General features: G+C 70.4%; 17 protein-coding genes. 9 read left to right on the forward strand and 8 right to left on the reverse strand.

The annotated features are described in order from the left end of the window. Positions 1–156 precede the first annotated feature (156 nt). Positions 157–618 (forward strand): sec-independent translocase, encoded by a 462-nt coding sequence (locus DMA15_RS24670; RefSeq protein WP_125514943.1) that lies wholly within the window; start codon positions 157–159, stop codon positions 616–618. A gap of 120 nt (positions 619–738) precedes the next feature. Beyond that, positions 739–1,407 (forward strand): hypothetical protein, encoded by a 669-nt coding sequence (locus DMA15_RS24675; protein ID WP_206302828.1) that lies wholly within the window; start codon positions 739–741, stop codon positions 1,405–1,407. 91 nt (positions 1,408–1,498) lie between these two features. Here the strand turns inward: DMA15_RS24675 and DMA15_RS24680 are convergent, their stop codons facing one another. The 3 genes from DMA15_RS24680 to DMA15_RS24690 are packed head-to-tail and all read right to left on the reverse strand — an operon-like array spanning position 1,499 to position 4,525. Then, on the reverse strand, positions 1,499–2,632 hold the full coding sequence (locus DMA15_RS24680) for an Mrp/NBP35 family ATP-binding protein (protein ID WP_125514945.1): 1,134 nt from the start codon (positions 2,630–2,632) through the stop codon (positions 1,499–1,501). Positions 2,633–2,676: 44 nt separating this feature from the next. Then, complete coding sequence (locus tag DMA15_RS24685) at positions 2,677–3,258, reverse strand: DUF1003 domain-containing protein (protein ID WP_125514946.1); 582 nt, start codon at positions 3,256–3,258, stop codon at positions 2,677–2,679. Continuing rightward, positions 3,248–4,525, reverse strand: a complete 1,278-nt coding sequence (locus DMA15_RS24690; RefSeq protein ID WP_125514947.1) for a CBS domain-containing protein — start codon at positions 4,523–4,525, stop codon at positions 3,248–3,250. The genes DMA15_RS24685 and DMA15_RS24690 overlap by 11 nt, the downstream gene beginning before the upstream one ends. Positions 4,526–4,790: 265 nt before the next feature. Between DMA15_RS24690 and DMA15_RS24695 the strand changes: the two genes are divergently transcribed. Then, positions 4,791–5,513, forward strand: a complete 723-nt coding sequence (locus tag DMA15_RS24695) for a hypothetical protein (RefSeq protein WP_206302960.1) — start codon at positions 4,791–4,793, stop codon at positions 5,511–5,513. Between the two features lie 92 nt (positions 5,514–5,605). Here DMA15_RS24695 and DMA15_RS24700 read toward each other — a convergent pair whose 3' ends face one another. Beyond that, entirely contained in the window at positions 5,606–6,118 is a 513-nt protein-coding gene (locus DMA15_RS24700) for a hypothetical protein (protein WP_125514949.1), read from the reverse strand. Between the two features lie 24 nt (positions 6,119–6,142). Continuing rightward, entirely contained in the window at positions 6,143–7,273 is a 1,131-nt protein-coding gene (locus DMA15_RS24705) for a magnesium and cobalt transport protein CorA (protein WP_125514950.1), read from the reverse strand. A 500-nt stretch (positions 7,274–7,773) separates the two neighbouring features. Here DMA15_RS24705 and DMA15_RS24710 point away from each other — a divergent pair, with 500 nt between their 5' ends. Continuing rightward, complete coding sequence (locus DMA15_RS24710) at positions 7,774–8,358, forward strand: suppressor of fused domain protein (protein WP_125514951.1); 585 nt, start codon at positions 7,774–7,776, stop codon at positions 8,356–8,358. An 18-nt stretch (positions 8,359–8,376) separates the two neighbouring features. Here the strand turns inward: DMA15_RS24710 and DMA15_RS24715 are convergent, their stop codons facing one another. After that, positions 8,377–9,630, reverse strand: a complete 1,254-nt coding sequence (locus tag DMA15_RS24715; protein ID WP_125514952.1) for an MFS transporter — start codon at positions 9,628–9,630, stop codon at positions 8,377–8,379. 152 nt (positions 9,631–9,782) lie between these two features. Between DMA15_RS24715 and DMA15_RS24720 the strand changes: the two genes are divergently transcribed. The 3 genes from DMA15_RS24720 to DMA15_RS24730 all read left to right on the forward strand — a co-directional run bounded on the left by DMA15_RS24720 (position 9,783) and on the right by DMA15_RS24730 (position 12,255). Next, positions 9,783–10,424: a DUF6758 family protein gene (locus tag DMA15_RS24720; protein ID WP_125514953.1), complete on the forward strand. Its 642-nt coding sequence runs from the start codon at positions 9,783–9,785 to the stop codon at positions 10,422–10,424. Between the two features lie 196 nt (positions 10,425–10,620). Continuing rightward, a complete protein-coding gene (locus tag DMA15_RS24725; RefSeq protein WP_125514954.1) occupies positions 10,621–11,487 on the forward strand; it encodes a PHP domain-containing protein in 867 nt (288 codons plus the stop codon). 162 nt (positions 11,488–11,649) lie between these two features. Then, complete coding sequence (locus DMA15_RS24730; RefSeq protein ID WP_125514955.1) at positions 11,650–12,255, forward strand: MarC family protein; 606 nt, start codon at positions 11,650–11,652, stop codon at positions 12,253–12,255. A gap of 104 nt (positions 12,256–12,359) precedes the next feature. On the opposite strand, the gene DMA15_RS36765 is transcribed toward DMA15_RS24730, so the two are convergent. Further along, positions 12,360–12,512, reverse strand: a complete 153-nt coding sequence (locus DMA15_RS36765; RefSeq protein ID WP_164551819.1) for a hypothetical protein — start codon at positions 12,510–12,512, stop codon at positions 12,360–12,362. Between the two features lie 238 nt (positions 12,513–12,750). On the opposite strand from DMA15_RS36765, the gene DMA15_RS24735 reads away from it, so the two are divergent. Further along, the gene (locus DMA15_RS24735) at positions 12,751–13,686 is read left to right on the forward strand and encodes an NYN domain-containing protein (protein WP_125514956.1); all 936 of its coding nucleotides are present in this window, start codon (positions 12,751–12,753) and stop codon (positions 13,684–13,686) included. Positions 13,687–13,705: 19 nt separating this feature from the next. On the opposite strand, the gene DMA15_RS24740 is transcribed toward DMA15_RS24735, so the two are convergent. Then, the gene (locus tag DMA15_RS24740) at positions 13,706–14,728 is read right to left on the reverse strand and encodes an alpha/beta hydrolase (RefSeq protein ID WP_125514957.1); all 1,023 of its coding nucleotides are present in this window, start codon (positions 14,726–14,728) and stop codon (positions 13,706–13,708) included. 766 nt (positions 14,729–15,494) lie between these two features. On the opposite strand from DMA15_RS24740, the gene DMA15_RS24745 reads away from it, so the two are divergent. Next, the gene (locus DMA15_RS24745) at positions 15,495–16,022 is read left to right on the forward strand and encodes a DapH/DapD/GlmU-related protein (protein WP_125517991.1); all 528 of its coding nucleotides are present in this window, start codon (positions 15,495–15,497) and stop codon (positions 16,020–16,022) included. Positions 16,023–16,072: the final 50 nt, after the last annotated feature.

A 16,072-nucleotide genomic window follows, 5' to 3' on the forward strand; every position in this document is an offset into this window, starting at 1 on the left:
CGCTGCCTGACCGCTGCCTGACCGCTGCCTGACCGCCGCTGTTCCCGGTTGTGGCGCAGCGGCTACCGGACAGACATGGGCGCCGGGTACCGTGGTCACGGTCCAGACCTCGGACGACGACCTGTTGCGGGCTGAGGACATCGCAAGGAGCTCTAGGTGTTCAATGACATTGGCGCACTCGAGATAGTGGCGCTGGTCGTCCTCGCCGTGCTCATCTTCGGCCCCGACAAGCTGCCGAAGGTCATCCAGGACGTCTCCCGCACGATCCGCAAGATCCGTGACTTCTCGGACAGCGCGAAGGCGGACATCCGGGAAGAGCTGGGCCCGGAGTTCAAGGACTTCGAGTTCGACGACCTGAACCCGAAGAAGTTCATCCGCAAGCAGCTCGACAACGACGAGCTGGGGCTCAAGGAGATCCGTAACGGCTTCGACCTGAAGAAGGAGATGAACGAGGTCGCCGACGCCGTGCACGGCCGCGGCGGCGACTCGTCGGACTCCTCCTCGGAAGCCGCGGCCGCCTCCTCCGCGGGGGCGAGCGTGGACATGCGCAAGGCGTCCGCGGAGCCCAAGAAGCTCGACTCCGCCGACCGCCCGCCGTTCGACGCGGACGCCACCTGAGGGATCACCTGAACCGCCGCCGCCGACCGGTGTGGCTATCCTGCCTTGTTGTCCGGCGTGAGGACGCCCGAGGGGGGCGGGCCGCTCCGGACCGACGAGAGCGAGGAGGCGGCCGGGTACATGGAGACGACAAGTCGCGTAGGCGCGCAGGCGCCGGCCGCGGACGGCACCGCACAAGCGGTGCCCTCCGCCCGGCGCACGGTCGACGGCTACCTGCTGGCGCCCTTCCCCTGGTACGGCCTCGACGAGGCCTTCACGGGGCCGCGCTGGCTGATGCAGGTCGGCGCGACGGCGGACGGGTCGGTGGAGCACGGTTCGATCGGCCACGGCGACGAGCCGTCGGTCCGCGCCGAGGGCAGCCTCGGCAACAGTGACAAGGAGCGGTTCGCGGTGGTGGTGACCGTCGCGGCCAACCCGGTGCGGCGCAGCGCGGACGGCACGGGCGTCCTGGAGGCCACGTCGGTCTCCTCGGCGGCCTGGCTCGCGGGGGTGGGGCTGCTCTCGTACACGTGGCCGGGGCAGATGGACCACTCTCTGCGTGACGACTGGCTCGACCAGCAGACGGAGACGGCCTGGTTCCTCGCGGACGACCTGGAGGGCTCCGACTGGTCGTCGCTCTCGCTTCCGGTGGACGGGGTGCCGACGCCGTTCCACTACCGGGAGTCCGAGTACGGGTGGGTCCTCGCCGGTTCCGCGAAGGAGAGCGTCCACCTGGGGGCGTATGGGCGCGGCATGAGCGCGTACGGGCTCGGGTTCTCCGTCATCCAGGACATCGGCGCGTACGCGTAGCGCTTCCGCGGGGCGCGTGGTTCTGTGCGGGTCCGTCGTGGCTGGTCGCGCAGTTCCCCGCGCCCCTGACGGGGCGCTCAAGCGAAGCCGCTCAGAACTTGTTGCGGGGCGTGATGCCGAGGGTCATTCCCGCGAGGCCGCGCTGGCGGCCGCCCAGCTTGCCCGCGATCGTGCGCAGCGCCGAGCCCGCGGGGGACTCCGGGTCGGTCAGGACGACCGGCTTGCCGTCGTCGCCGCCCTCGCGCAGCCGCACGTCGATCGGGATGGAGCCGAGGACCGGCACCGTGGCGCCCGTCGTCTTCGTGAGCCCCTCGGCGACCTTCTGGCCGCCGCCCGTGCCGAACACGTCGACCATCTCGTCGCAGTGCGGGCAGGGGAGCCCCGACATGTTCTCGACGACGCCCACGATCTTCTGGTGGGTCTGCACGGCGATCGAACCGGCTCGCTCGGCGACCTCGGCCGCCGCCTGCTGAGGCGTCGTGACGACGAGGATCTCGGCGTTCGGGACCAGCTGCGCCACGGAGATGGCGATGTCGCCGGTGCCCGGGGGCAGGTCGAGGAGGAGCACGTCGAGGTCGCCCCAGAAGACGTCCGCGAGGAACTGCTGGAGGGCGCGGTGCAGCATCGGGCCGCGCCACACCACCGGGGCGTTGCCCGGGGTGAACATGCCGATGGAGATGACCTTCACGCCGTGCGCGGACGGCGGCATGATCATGTTCTCGACCTGGGTGGGCTTGCCGTCGACGCCCAGCATGCGCGGCACGGAGTGGCCGTAGATGTCCGCGTCCACGACGCCGACCTTCAGACCGTCCGCGGCCATCGCGGCCGCGAGGTTCACCGTCACCGAGGACTTGCCGACGCCGCCCTTGCCGGACGCGACCGCGTAGACGCGGGTCAGCGAGCCGGGCTTGGCGAAGGGGACCTCGCGCTCGGCGGTGCCGCCGCGCAGCGCGGAGGCCAGCTCCTTGCGCTGCTCGTCGCTCATCACGTCGAGGGTGACGTCGACGCGCGTGACGCCCTCGACCGCGGCGACCGCGTCCGTCACGTTCTTGGTGATGGTCTCGCGCATCGGGCAGCCGGAGACGGTCAGATACACGGTGACCGCCACCGCCCCGTCGGCGCCGATGTCCACCGATTTGACCATCCCCAACTCGGTGATGGGTCGCTGGATCTCGGGGTCGTTCACCGTCGCCAGTGCTTCACGCACCGCGTCTTCCGTAGCCATAGACCTGATAGTACGGCGCGGTAACCCCGCCCGGGAAAGGGCCGTCAGCGGTCGCCTACATCACGTCCGCGCGCACCCTCCGGGGGGAATACGACGCGCTTCTCCGCGCGCTGCTCGCTCCGCTGTTCCTCCACCTCTCTGACCAGGTCCTGGAGCTCGGAGCGGATCCAGTCGCGGGTCGCCACCTCGCCGAGGCCCATGCGCAGGGAGGCGATCTCGCGCGTGAGGTACTCGGTGTCCGCGATGGACCGCTCGTTCTGTTTGCGGTCCTGTTCGAGGTTGACGCGGTCGCGGTCGTCCTGGCGGTTCTGCGCGAGGAGGATCAGCGGGGCCGCGTACGAGGCCTGGAGGGAGAGCATCAGCGTCAGGAAGATGAAGGGGTACTGGTCGAAGCGCAGGTGACCGGGGGCCGTGATGTTCCAGACCACCCACAGGATGATGACGACCGTCATCCAGACGATGAACCTGCCGGTGCCCAGGAAGCGCGCGATCCGCTCCGAGAGGCGTCCGAACGCCTCCGGGTCGTAGTCGGGCAGCAGCTTGGGCCGCGGGGTGCGCGGCTGGTCGAGGCGGAACCGTGGGCTCCTGGGCTCGGCGCGGTTGTCGCGCTCCCGGTCAGCCGCCATGGTCCGCTCCTTCCCCTTCCAGATGGAACTCCGTCTCGCGCCAGTCCTCGGGCAGCATGTGGTCCAGTACGTCGTCGACGGTGACCGCCCCGAGCAGCGCGCCGCCCTCGTCGACGACGGGCGCCGCGACCATGTCGTACGCGGCGAAGAAACCGGCGACGGTGGGCAGCGTGGCGCCCGGGGCGAGCGGTTGCAGGTCGTCGTCGAGGATCGAGCCGACGAGCGTGTACGGCGGGTCGCGAAGGAGCCGCTGGAAGTGCACGGTCCCCAGATACTTGCCGGTCGGCGTCTCGTCGGGCGGCCTGCATACGTACACCTGTGCGGCGAGCGCGGGGGAGAGGTCCTCCTTGCGGACCCGGGCGAGGGCGTCGGCGACCGTGGCGTCGGGGCGCAGCACGATCGGCTCGGTGGTCATCAGGCCGCCGGCGGTGCGCTCCTCGTAGGCCATCAGACGCCGCACGTCGGCCGCGTCGGCGGGCTGCATCAGGGTGAGCAGGCGCTCCTTGTCCTCCTCGGGCAGCTCGGCGAGGAGGTCGGCGGCGTCGTCGGGGTCCATGGCCTCCAGGACGTCGGCGGCGCGCTCCTCCTTGAGCTTGCCGAGGATCTCGATCTGGTCGTCCTCGGGCAGCTCTTCGAGGACGTCGGCGAGCCGGTCGTCGTCGAGGGCGGCGGCCACCTCGGCCCGCCGCTTGGGCGACAGGTGGTGCAGGACGTTGGCGAGGTCGGCCGGGCGCAGCTGTTCGAAGGTGGCGAGCAGATTCTCCGCGCCCTGCCCGTGCTCCTCCAGGGAGAAGCCGTCGACGGCCGACCAGTCGACGGTGAGCGTCTCGCCCTTGCGCCGGAACGTCCCGCCCTTCCCCTTGCGTACGAAGATCCGGTCGATCTCCCAGTCGCGGCGGGCGGGCAGCTGGCGCACCGACACGTCGAGGACGGTCACCTCCTCGCCGGTCTCCACCAGATGGACCCGGCGGTCGAGCATCTCGCCGAGCACGAGCCGCTCGGTGGGCCGCTGCTCGAAGCGCCGTACGTTCAGTACGCCGGTGGTGATGACCTGGCCGGACTCGACGCCCGTCACGCGGGTCATGGGCAGGAAGATGTGGCGCCGGGTGGCCAGCTCGACGACGAGGCCGAGCAGCCGCGGGGGTCTGCGGCCGACGCGGAGCATCGCCACGAGGTCGCGCACCCGTCCGACCTGGTCGCCGTTGGGGTCGAAGACGGGGATGCCGGAGAGGTGGGAGACGAAGACCCGGGGGGCGCCTGCCGCCATGCGCGCGCCTCCTCTTCTGACGTGCTCTCACGAGCCCGAAGCGATTCCTGCCGTTCTGTCCGGCAATACGGGCTTCAGGCTAGCCCGTCCCGGTCGGATACGCCCCGGTGAAGGGTCCGGACGGACTGGCTCCGCTCCTCCCGGCCGGCCCGGGTACGCTGCCGTACTGCCGAAGCCGTAGAGGTCGACCGCACGAGAGGCAGCGCCACCTGTGACCGCACTTTCCCAGGCCAGCCGAGCCCGCAGGGCGGCGTTCGTGAGCGCGATGTGCGCGGGCACGGTCGCGGCGGTCACGAGTCTGACCGGGTGCGGCGGCAGCGCCGAGGATCCGGACGCGGGCACGAACGGCGTGGGCAAGCTGTCGGCGCCGAAGATCCAGAGCAAGTCCTCGAAGGTGGCGGAGGCGGCGTCGGCGGTCCGCTTGTCGGGGACGGTGGTGAGCAAGGGCCATACGTACACCCTCGACATGCGCCTCAAGGGCGACGGCGGCACGGGCTCGGTCACGTCCAAGGGGCAGACGTTCCGGCTGCTGCGCGTCGGCGAGCAACTGTTCCTGAAGGCCGACTCGCGGTTCTGGACCCACGAAGGTGACCAGGGCGACGGGAAGCCCCAGCCGGCGGACGAGACCGCCGCGGCCAAGCTCGACGGCAAGTACGTCAAGGTCCCGCAGGGCGATCCGGCCTACGAGCAGCTGAGCGGCTTCACGGACAAGGACGTACTCCTGGAGGGCATGCTCACGCTCCACGGCCACCTGGCCAAGGGCGACCGCGGCAAGACGGGCCCCCTGCGCACCATCAAGATCACCGGCGACGAGGGCGCGGGCGGCACGCTGAGCGTCTCCCTGGACGGCAAGCCGTACCCCCTGCGCCTGGAGCGAGGCGGCCACGCGGGCATCCTCAAACTCACGGACTGGAACAAGGACTTCCCCCTACAGCCCCCCGCCAAGTCCGAAATGGTCGACTACGGCAAACAACTCCCCACGTCATAAGGGGAAGCAAGCCCCGAAGGGGCAAGCTTCAGGGGCGCGAGGAACTGCGCGAGCAACCACAAACGCACCCGCAGAGCGAGGACACCGAAACCTCAACGGCGCTTGCGCCTGAACAACAACTTAGGAAGCCCCGCAGGCACAGGCTGCCGAGTAGTAGCCCCAGTGACCAGCGGCGCCGCCGCGAGAGACCCCGAGGGCAACTCGCAAACCGCCCCACGCGGAGTGAGCCGCACAACCCGACACTCCGACGCCCACCGCGAGGTCATCTGCTCAGCGTCCGGCGCATTCAACCGCTTCCCCTTCAGCTCCGAGACCGCCGCCTCCCACGCCTCCGAGCCCGCCGCCAGCTCATCGACCGTCGCCGTCCAGGCGACGACCCGCCCGCCCTTGTCCTTGCTGCGGACGGTCACCTCCGCGACGTCGCCGTCGACGAGCCCCGGCAGCGGCTGCTCGCCGGGGCCGTCGCCCACGAGGCAGGCGGCGCCGTCGAGCCAGACGTGCCACAGCGCCCGGGCGGGCGAGCCCTCGCCCCGTACCCAGATGAGGCCGGACTTCTTCGTGGCCTCCTCGACGAGCGCGCGGTCGAGCAGCGGGTCAGCAGTCATGGCGGCAGCCTACCGAGTGACGCCTCACAGCCAGCCGTTGCGCTTCAGGGTCCGGTGGATCGCGAAGCAGACGCCGCCGATGAGGGCGAGCACCATCGGGTAGCCGAACCGCCAGTGCAGTTCGGGCATGTGGTCGAAGTTCATGCCGTACACCCCGCAGACCGCGGTCGGCACGGCGATGATCGCCGCCCACGAGGTGATCTTGCGCATGTCCTCGTTCTGCGCGACGGCGGCCTGCGCGAGGTTGGCCTGGAGGATGGAGTTGAGCAGTTCGTCGAAGCCGATGACCTGCTCCTGGACGCGCGTGAGGTGGTCGGCGACGTCACGGAAGTACTTCTGGATGTCGGGGTCGACAAGCCGCATGGGCCGCTCGCTCAGCAGCAGCATCGGGCGGAGCAGCGGCGAGACGGCCCGCTTGAACTCCAGGACCTCGCGCTTGAGCTGGTAGATCCGCCCGGCGTCGACACCGCGCGCGGTCCCCTTGCCCTTGCTCGGCGCGGAGAAGACCTCGGTCTCGACCTCGTCGATGTCGTCCTGCATCGCGTCGGCGACCGCGAGATAACCGTCGACGACGTGGTCGGCGATGGTGTGCAGGACGGCGGAGGGGCCCTTGGCGAGCAGCTCGGGGTCCTCCTGGAGGCGCCGGCGCAGGGCGCGCAGCGAGCCGTGTCCGCCGTGCCGGACGGTGATGAAGAAGTCCCGTCCGGTGAAGCACATCACCTCGCCGGTCTCCACGACCTCGCTGGTGGCGGTGAGTTCTTCGTGCTCGACGTAGTGGATGGTCTTGAAGACGGTGAACAGGGTGTCGTCGTAACGCTCCAGCTTGGGCCGCTGGTGGGCGTGGACGGCGTCCTCGACGGCGAGCGGGTGCAGCCCGAACTCGGCCGCGATACCGGCGAATTCGGCCTCGGTCGGCTCGTGCAGGCCGATCCAGGCGAAGCCGCCGTGGCGGCGCACCTGGAGCATCGCCTCGTGCGGGGTGAGGGTGTCGGCGCACTCCATGCGCCGCCCGTCCGTGTACACGGCGCAGTCGACGACCGCGGACGCGGCCTCGCGGGTGGCGTCGTAGGAGTACGAGGACGTGGAGGGGTAGGAGGTGCCGTCCTTGCGGAGCGAGGGGCGGACGGCGGCACGGAGGTCGCGGATCATCGACATGGGCAGGCTCCTTCGAAGGAGGCCGCCTGCGACGGTTGGAACTGCCCGGAATGGGGACGTCCTACTGCGGAGATGTTTGGCACGTCCACAAAGCGGGGAGCACCGCACCGGCGCGGTGGCAGCTTCGCTACTGACACAGATCAGAGAACTCAGACAGATCAGGTGGAAACGAAGTGCTCTTCCGTCGCACACGGCACGGACACCGCGAGCGGTGTGTGCGGGTGCTTCTGCAGCTACCGAGCTGCGTGATTCATCGGGCGGAAGAGCGGGTGGTACTGCACGGTCGACTTCGGTCCATAGCAGCCCCACCTCCTCCGGCCGGTCCCCCGTAAGGGAAGTCCCATGCGCCCTCTGCGCCCGTGGCGCAGAGTCAGTGTCTGTCCGCAGGACTTGAAAGCGACGCTTCTGCGTGCTGCCCTGGGCCAGCGGCCAACACTATCAGCCGACTGAAGTGTCAAGCCCCCGCTTTGCCTTTCACTGACGAGTTCTATGCTCACGTCATGGCTGATGTTCTTGCGCTGGTCGAGGCCCGTCTCCGTACTGGCCTGGGGGAACCGGACGCACGCGCCGCGGTGACCTTCCTCGGCACCGACCGGATCGAGGTGCTGCGGTTCACGGACGGCGACGTGGTGCGCTATGCCACGCTCGGCATGTCCGCCCAGCCGATGACCGACCCGACCGCCACGCTCGCCGACCCCGTCAAGGGCCCGCGTGCCGAGCTGGTGCTCTCCGTGCGAGGAGGGCTCGCCGACACCGACAAGGTGCTGCGCCCCCTCGCGGTGCTCGCCGCCTCGCCGCAGGTCGAGGGCCTGGTCGTGGCCCCCGGCGCCTCGCTGGACACCGGCGAACCGCTGTGGCCCGGCGCGCCGTTCACCTCGGTGCTCGTCGCGGAGCCCGGCGGTCTGGTGGAGGACCTGGACCTGGCCGAGCCGATGGACCCCGTACGTTTCCTGCCGCTGCTGCCGATGACGCCGAACGAGGCGGCGTGGAAGCGGGTGCACGGGGCGGCGGCCCTCCAGGAGCGCTGGCTGAGCGGCGGCACGGACCTGCGCGATCCGCTGCGCAAGTCCGTGTCCCTGGACTGAGATCTCGTACGGAGAGCCTCAGTCGGCGAAGACGGTGACGCCGTCCTCGGTGGCGTGCTTCGGCTCGAGCTCCTCGGCCTCGTGGGCGAGTGAGGCGCGCCGCACCCAGACCACGCCCGCCCCGAGCACCGCCGTGACGGCCGCGACCACGAACGGGACGTGGACGTCGCTCCACTCCTCGATCTTCGGCGCGAAGAAGGGCGCGGCGGCCGCGGCGAACCACCGCACGAAGTTGTAGCCCGCGCTGGCGACCGGACGGGGGGCGTCGGAGACGCCGAGGGCGAGTTCGGTGTAGACGGTGTTGTTCACGCCGATGAAGGCGCCGGACAGGATCGTGCAGATGATGGCCGCGGTGTGGCCGCCGTAGCCGAGGACGAGCACGTCCACGGCGAGCAGGACGAGCGAACCGCCGAGCACCCTCAGCGACCCGAACCGCTCCTGGAGCCGCGGCGCGACGAGCACCGAGAAGACCGCGAGCAGCACACCCCAGGCGAAGAAGACCGCGCCCGACTTGTACGGGGTCATGTCCAGCACGAACGGCGTGAAGGCCAGCACGGTGAAGAACGTGTAGTTGTAGAAGAACGCCGAGGCCGCCACCGAGGCGAGCCCGCCGTGGCCGAGGGCCCTGACCGGGTCGAGCAGGGACGTCTTCCTCGCGGGCCTCGGCTGCTCCTTGAGGAACGCCGTGACGCACAGGAAGCCGATCGCCATCAGCGCGGCCGTGCCGAAGAACGGGTAGCGCCAGCTGGCGTCGCCGAGCACCGCGCCGACCAGCGGCCCGCACGCCATGCCGAGGCCGAGCGCCGACTCGTACAGCAGGATCGCGGCCGCGCTGCCCCCGGCCGCGGCGCCGACGATGACGGCCAGGGCGGTCGACACGAAGAGCGCGTTGCCGAGCCCCCAGCCGGCCCGGAACCCGACCAGCTCACCGACCGAGCCAGAGGTGCCGGAGAGGGCGGCGAAGACGACGACGAGCGCGAGGCCGAGCAGGAGCGTCTTCTTGCCGCCGATACGGCTGGAGACGAAGCCGGTCACCAGCATGGCGACGGCGGTGATCAGGAAGTACGAGGTGAACAGGAGGGACACCTGGCTCGCACTGGCGTCCAGGCCCTTGGCGATGGAGGGCAGGATCGGGTCGACGAGGCCGATGCCCATGAAGGCCACGACGGAGGCGCCCGCCGTGGCCCACACGGCCTTCGGCTGGCGCAGGATGCCGCCCGATCCGGCGTCGAACGGATCCCCTTCGGCGGGACCTCCCGTGCTGCTGTGCATACAGCCGCTCCTTCCGAGTTCGTTGGCGTATGCACATATTAAGTTAGAGAGGCTAAAGAGTGCAAGCTACATCTAAATTTCCCCGGTGACAGGGCCACCGGACGGGTGATCGTCCTTGACGGGGCGACGAGCGGAGAGGACCGTTGGTCGTTATGAGGGGCGAACCCAGTTGCCCGAAGTGTGGTGGCCGGGTCAGGGCTCCCGGTCTCTTTGCCGACTCCTGGCAGTGCGATGTGCACGGCACCGTGCACCCGTTGCAACCCGTGATCCCGCCCAGCGTCGAGGCGCTCCAGGTCGTGGTGCACCGTGCGCAGGTGCCGGTGTGGATGCCGTGGCCCCTGCCGGTCGGCTGGCTGTTCACGGGCGTGGCCTGCGCGGGGGACGACCGAAGCGGCGGCCGCGCGACCGCGGTGGCCTGCTCCGGACCGGCGCCGCTCGGCGGCGTCGGCGAACTGGTGCTCGTCGCCGAGGAGCTGGGCGTCGGACTCGGCGCGCGGTATGCCGGCGTCGACGGGCCCGACCCCGGCCCCTATATGAGCGTGGACAAGCCGGCGCACGCCAAGGTGCACGCCGCCGGGCGGCCCACGCCGCTGTGGCATGTGTCGGGGACGCCGGACGACCGCGCCGTCTTCGCGGGCGAGGCGCGGGGCCTGTGGCTGTGGGCCATCGCGTGGCCGGAGCAGTCGGGGCTCCTGATGTACGACGAACTGGTGCTCACCGATCTCCGGGACGCGGGCGCCGAGGTGGACCTGCTGCCGTGCGGGGCGCTGTCGCCGCGGTTGCTGTCGCCTTGAGCGGGGGGTGCTCGCGTGCTGGGTGGGGGGTTGCTCGTGCCCTGAGCGGTGAGTGCTTGCTCCCCGCGCGGTGAGTGCGTGCACCCCGAGCGGCGTCGTGAGGGATGCCTCGTCCGTGGCGGGCGGGGGAGCGTTCGATTCCCGTTATCCTTGAGCGTCCCCGCCGTCCGCCCCGTCAGAGCCTGGAGTCAGCGCCGTGCGCATCGATCTGCACACTCACTCCACCGCTTCCGACGGCACGGACACCCCGGCCGAGCTGGTGCGCAACGCCGCGGCGGCCGGTCTCGACGTCGTCGCGCTGACCGACCACGACACGACCCGCGGCCACGCGGAGGCGATCGCCGCGGTGCCCCCGGGCCTGACCCTCGTCACCGGCGCCGAACTCTCCTGCCGCCTCGACGGCGTGGGCCTGCACATGCTGGCGTACCTCTTCGACCCCGAGGAGCCGGAGCTGGCTCGCGAGCGCGAGCTGGTCCGCGACGACCGGGTGCCGCGCGCCAAGGCGATGATCGGCAAGCTCCAGGAACTCGGCGTGGACGTGACCTGGGAGCAGGTCGCGCGCATCGCGGGGGACGGCTCGGTCGGCCGCCCGCACATCGCCGAGGCCCTCGTCGAACTGGGCGTCGTGCCGACCGTCTCCGACGCGTTCACGCCGCAGTGGCTCGCCGACGGCGGCCGCGCCTACGCCGAGAAGCACGAGCTGGATCCCTTCGACGCGATCCGCCTGGTCAAGGCGGCCGGCGGCGTCACCGTCTTCGCGCACCCCGCCGCCGTCAAGCGCGGCCAGGTCGTGCCCGAGAGCGCGATAGCCGAGCTGGCCGCGGCGGGCCTGGACGGCATCGAGACCGATCACATGGACCACGCTCCCGAGACCCGCACCCGGTTGCGCGGCCTCGCGGCGGACCTCGGTCTGCTGGTCACCGGCTCCAGCGACTACCACGGCAGCCGCAAGACGTGCGTGCTCGGGGAGTTCACGACCGACCCCGAGATCTACGGCGAGATCACGCGCCGGGCGACCGGGGCGTTCCCCGTGCCCGGAGCGGGCGGAAGCCCGGCCGCGTAACACCGGCGTTCTGCGCGGGCACCGTCGCTGCCGCCCGCTCTCGCCGCTCTCTCCCTTCACCCCGCTCCACCGTTCCGCTGTTCCGGGCCGGTGGCTGCCGTGCCCTGTGCCCGGCGGTCTCCTGCGCGGCTCCTTCGTACGACTCTCCGCAAGGCCATCACTGTGTTCGACGTCGCCGTCTTCGGCTCCCTTTTTCTCACGCTATTTGTGATCATGGACCCCCCTGGGATCACCCCGATCTTCCTCGGCCTGACCGCCGGCCGGCCCGCCAAGGTGCAGCAGCGGATGGCCTTCCAGGCCGTCTGTGTCGCCTTCGGCGTGATCGCGGTCTTCGGTCTCGTGGGCCATCAGATCCTCGACTACCTGCACGTCTCCGTCCCGGCGCTGATGATCGCGGGCGGGCTCCTGCTGCTGCTCATCGCGCTCGACCTGCTCACCGGCAAGACGGACGAGCCGAAGCAGACCAAGGACGTCAACGTCGCGCTCGTACCGCTCGGCATGCCACTGCTCGCCGGGCCCGGCGCGATCGTGTCGGTGATCCTCGCCGTCCAGGACGCCGACAGCGTCGGTACGCAGATCTCCGTCTGGTCGGCGATCGTGGCGATGCACGTGGTGCTGTGGCTGGTGATGCGGTACTCGCTGCTGATCATCCGCGTCATCAAGGACGGCGGTGTGGTGCTCGTGACGCGGCTCGCGGGCATGATGCTCTCCGCGATCGCGGTGCAGCAGATCATCAACGGGGTGACGCAGGTGATCAACGGCGCCTGACGCCCTGACGCCCCGACGCCCCGACGTCCTGACGTCCTGACGTTCGGAAGTGGACGCACGAAGGGCCCCGTACGGCTTGCGTACGGGGCCCTTCGACGTCTTCGTTACGAGGCCGAGGAGTCGGCCGGTCGGATGTAGATGCGCTGGCCTATCGCTGCGGCCTGCTGCACGATCCGATTGACGGAGGCGGCGTCCACGACGGTACTGTCCACGGCGTTGCCGTCGACGTCGTCGAGTCGCATGATTTCGAAGCGCATGAGGCTTCTCCCTTCGTCTGGTCATCCTCCTGAAGGAGAACTACTGGAGATGGCCAGGCTGTTTCCCGGCCATGAAGTGTGGGTTGCGGAGCTACAGTGCCCCGCGTTCCTGATGGGTACAACGAGTTGCCCCCTGCAAACATTCCCTACGCTAAGGAAATTTTTCGCGAACCTAATTACCCATGGGTAGCGGCACCAGTTGTGTTCGCTGTGTGACCAGCGGGAGACTGGGTTCCCTATGAACGACGCCGACGCCGAAGACGGAGCCGCCGAGCACGGAGCGGCCCACATCAGCGCTCAGCTGGAGCGCGCCAACGGGCTGCTGGAGCGCGTGCTCGCCGAGGTGGCGAAGACGCCGTCCACGCACGCGATCTTCGTCGACGCCGGGTATCTCTACGCGGCGGCGGGCCGGCTCGCCGCCGGGACCGAGGACCGGCGCTCCTTCGACCTCGACGCCGAGGGCCTCATCGAGGCGCTCATCGACAAGGCCCGCACGATCTTCGCGGACAGCCGTCTGCTGCGCGTCTACTGGTACGACGGGGCCAGGCGCCGCATCCACACCACCGAGCAGCAGTCGATCGCGGAGCTGCCCGACGTCAAGGTCAGGCTCGGCAACCTCAACGCCAACAACCAGCAGAAGGGCGTCGACTCCCTCATCCGCAGCGACCTGGAGTCGCTGGCCAGGCACCGCGCCATCAGTGACGCGGCGCTCATCGGCGGCGACGAGGACCTGGTCTCGGCGGTCGAGGCGGCGCAGGGGTACGGGGCGCGGGTGCACCTGTGGGGCATCGAGGCGCCCGACGGACGCAATCAGGCGGAGCCGCTGCTGTGGGAGGTCGACAGTCAGCGCACGTTCGACCTCGACTTCTTCAAGCCGTACGTGTCGCGGCGCGCGGCCCTGGCGTACGAGGCGGGGGCGGGCCCCGCGGCGCCGCGGCCCGCCCGCGACGACGTCCGTTTCGTCGGCGCCCAGATCGCCGCGAAGTGGCTGGCGGCGCGGGGGCGGGAGTCGCTGGTGGGGCTGTTGTCGGGGCACCCGTATCTGCCCGGTTCGGTGGATCAGGAGCTGTTGGTGGAGGCGGAGCGGCTGCTCCAGTACTCGCTGCGGGGGCAGTCGGATCTGCGCAGGGCGCTGCGGGACGGGTTCTGGGATCACCTGCGGGCGCAGTACTGAGGGTTTCGGGGCGGCGCGCTCAGCTCGTGATGTCGCCGAGGTGGTTCCAGAAGCTGATCAGGGCTGCGGCTGTTTCCTCGGGGCGGTCCGTGTTGGGGGAGTGGTCGGCGCCCTGGATCACCGTGCGGTGGGCGTGCAGGCGGCGTGCCATGTCGTCCAGGAGCGGTACGGGCCAGGTGTCGTCGCTCTCGCCCGAGATGACGTGCGTGGGCAGCGCGGCGGCGGCGAGTTCGGCGACGCGGTCCGGCTCCGTGGAGAGCTGTTTGCTGGTGGCGATGAGCTGGGCGGGGTTGTGCCGCAGCCAGCGGGCGCGCAGGGCCTCGCTGTCGTCACCGCCGCCGGCCTTGGCGCCGCCGGTGTCCGTGTCCTCCGGGGGCGGCGGGTCCATGGCCCGCATCGCCTGCCACACCACGTCCATCGACAGCGCCGCGAGGGCGTCCGCCAGTATCTTGGCGCGGGACTGCTGGGCGGGGGTGATCGCGGCGGGGCCGGAGGACATCAGGGTGAGCGAGGCGAAGGCGCGGGGCTCCAGGAGGGCGGCGGCGCGGGCGATCTGGCCGCCGAGGGAGTGGCCCAGGAGGTGGAGCCGGGGAGGCCGGTGGGCTTCCCCGTGGGGCCCGGGGGCATCCGCGGGCGCCTCCCTGAGCGCGGCGGCCTGCGCCAGGACGTCGCGGGCCAACTCCTCCTGGGCGTACGCCGCTTCGTCGTCCGGGCCCGGTGATTCGTACTGGCCTCGGCCGTCCACGGCGACGGCGCGGTAGCCGGCGGCGGCGAGGGGTTCGAGGAGGGCGATGAAGTCCTCCTTGCTGCCGGTGAAGCCGGGGAGGAGGAGGACGGTGCCGGCGGTGTCCCCGGTGTTGCCGGTGCCCTTCCTGCTTTCGGCGCCCTGGGCGGCGCCGGTGCTTGCGGTGCCTTTGGTGTCCTCGGTGCCTTCGGTGGTTTTCGGCGGGAGTGCGTCGAGGATGGCGAAGTCGCCGCGGGCGGTGTGGAGGGTGCGCGGGGTCGCGCAGGGGGGTGGGGTGAAGGTGGGCGGCCTGCTCATGGCGCCGAGGTTACCGGCCCCGGGGTCCCGTCCTGGCCGGGCGGGCCTGTTGGCCTGTACGGGGGGGGTTGGCGGCTCCGGCGTTCGGGCCTGCGGGCGTGTGCGGGGGGTTTGGCGGCTCCGGCGTTCGGGCCTGCCGGCGTGTGCTCGGGGCCTCGGTGGCCGCCTTTCGCCGCTTCGCGGCGCGGCTCGCCCACTGGCTCGGCGCTGTGTCGGTGCGGTGGGCCGGTTGGCCTGTGCCCGGGGCCTCGGTAGCCGCCATTCGCCGCTTCGCGGCGAGTTCCCCCACCCGCCCACCCGTGACTCGGCGCTGTGTCGGTGCTGTAGGCCGGTTGGCCTGTGCCCGGAGTCTTGGTGGCCGCTACTCGCCGCTTCGCGGCGCGTTCCCCCACCCGCCCACCCGTTGCTCCGGGCTGTGTTGGTGCCGTAGGGCAGTTGCCCGTGGGCGAGTCTCGGCGGCGCGGGGACCCGGGGGCTCCTACCTCGGATATTTGGTGCGGGGTAAACGGGTGGGTGGGTGGGGAAGATCCGCCGCGAAGCGGCGGGCCAGGGCTGGCGCCGATCCCGGCTGGGGCCTGGGCCGCGTTCTCCGCGCCCAGTGTGACCGCATCCAGGTCCATCTCGGGATGGGAGCGTTAGAACCGGTAGAGATGCTGGGCAGGAGACTGCACAACTGTTAGTTGTGGCTGCCATGGTTCAGGGTTGTTTGATCGAGGCTTCCCCGCGGTGGTGGGATCAGCACATGTCCACCCGCACAGAGCAGATCATGTACGTCCAGACACCTGAGTTCACCCGTCACGTGGACCGGATCGAGGAGGTGACCGACGCGACGTCTCGACTGAACGCGCTTCCGTTCAGCGACAGCGAAGGCCGCGCGGAACTGCTTTCGGTTGTATTCGGCGGCCCGCTGCCGTCGTCGGTGACGATCTACCCGCCCTTCTTTACCGAGGGCGGGCTGAACACGACGTTCGGGGAGAACGTCTTCGTCAACCAGGGATGCACCTTCATGGACAAGGGAGGCATCCGTATCGGCAACGGCGTCATGATCGCCCCGAAGGTCAGCCTCATCACCGGAGGCCATCCACTGCCCCTCGCCGAGCGCCGTGAGTACCTCTCGTTCGCCCCGATCGTCATCGAGGACGACGTCTGGATCGGGACGGCTGCCGTGATCACGCAAGGGGTGACCATCGGTGCCGGCGCGGTGGTCGCCGCCGGTGCGGTGGTCACTCGTGATGTCCCTGCCGCCACCGTGGTCGCAGGAGTGCCCGCCCGGGTGATCAAGCAGATCGACTGAGGGCGGACTGAGGACGGACTGAGGGCGGAGGGCGGCACGGCGAAGGCCCG

It is taken from the genome of Streptomyces sp. WAC 01529, from assembly GCF_003945545.1.
GTDB classification, from domain to species: Bacteria; Actinomycetota; Actinomycetes; order Streptomycetales; family Streptomycetaceae; genus Streptomyces; species Streptomyces anatolicus.

What these genes read in the sequence shown, in the direction of transcription:
- DMA15_RS24675 (WP_206302828.1), top strand. Translation starts at nt 739, where the DNA reads ATGGAGACGACAAGTCGCGTAGGCGCGCAGGCGCCGGCCGCGGACGGC.
- DMA15_RS24680 (WP_125514945.1), bottom strand. Translation starts at nt 2,632, where the DNA reads ATGGCTACGGAAGACGCGGTGCGTGAAGCACTGGCGACGGTGAACGAC.
- DMA15_RS24685 (WP_125514946.1), bottom strand. Translation starts at nt 3,258, where the DNA reads ATGGCGGCTGACCGGGAGCGCGACAACCGCGCCGAGCCCAGGAGCCCA.
- DMA15_RS24690 (WP_125514947.1), bottom strand. Translation starts at nt 4,525, where the DNA reads ATGGCGGCAGGCGCCCCCCGGGTCTTCGTCTCCCACCTCTCCGGCATC.
- DMA15_RS24695 (WP_206302960.1), top strand. Translation starts at nt 4,791, where the DNA reads ATGTGCGCGGGCACGGTCGCGGCGGTCACGAGTCTGACCGGGTGCGGC.
- DMA15_RS24700 (WP_125514949.1), bottom strand. Translation starts at nt 6,118, where the DNA reads ATGACTGCTGACCCGCTGCTCGACCGCGCGCTCGTCGAGGAGGCCACG.
- DMA15_RS24705 (WP_125514950.1), bottom strand. Translation starts at nt 7,273, where the DNA reads ATGTCGATGATCCGCGACCTCCGTGCCGCCGTCCGCCCCTCGCTCCGC.
- DMA15_RS24710 (WP_125514951.1), top strand. Translation starts at nt 7,774, where the DNA reads ATGGCTGATGTTCTTGCGCTGGTCGAGGCCCGTCTCCGTACTGGCCTG.
- DMA15_RS24715 (WP_125514952.1), bottom strand. Translation starts at nt 9,630, where the DNA reads ATGCACAGCAGCACGGGAGGTCCCGCCGAAGGGGATCCGTTCGACGCC.
- DMA15_RS24720 (WP_125514953.1), top strand. Translation starts at nt 9,783, where the DNA reads ATGAGGGGCGAACCCAGTTGCCCGAAGTGTGGTGGCCGGGTCAGGGCT.
- DMA15_RS36765 (WP_164551819.1), bottom strand. Translation starts at nt 12,512, where the DNA reads ATGCGCTTCGAAATCATGCGACTCGACGACGTCGACGGCAACGCCGTG.
- DMA15_RS24735 (WP_125514956.1), top strand. Translation starts at nt 12,751, where the DNA reads ATGAACGACGCCGACGCCGAAGACGGAGCCGCCGAGCACGGAGCGGCC.
- DMA15_RS24740 (WP_125514957.1), bottom strand. Translation starts at nt 14,728, where the DNA reads ATGAGCAGGCCGCCCACCTTCACCCCACCCCCCTGCGCGACCCCGCGC.
- DMA15_RS24745 (WP_125517991.1), top strand. Translation starts at nt 15,495, where the DNA reads ATGTACGTCCAGACACCTGAGTTCACCCGTCACGTGGACCGGATCGAG.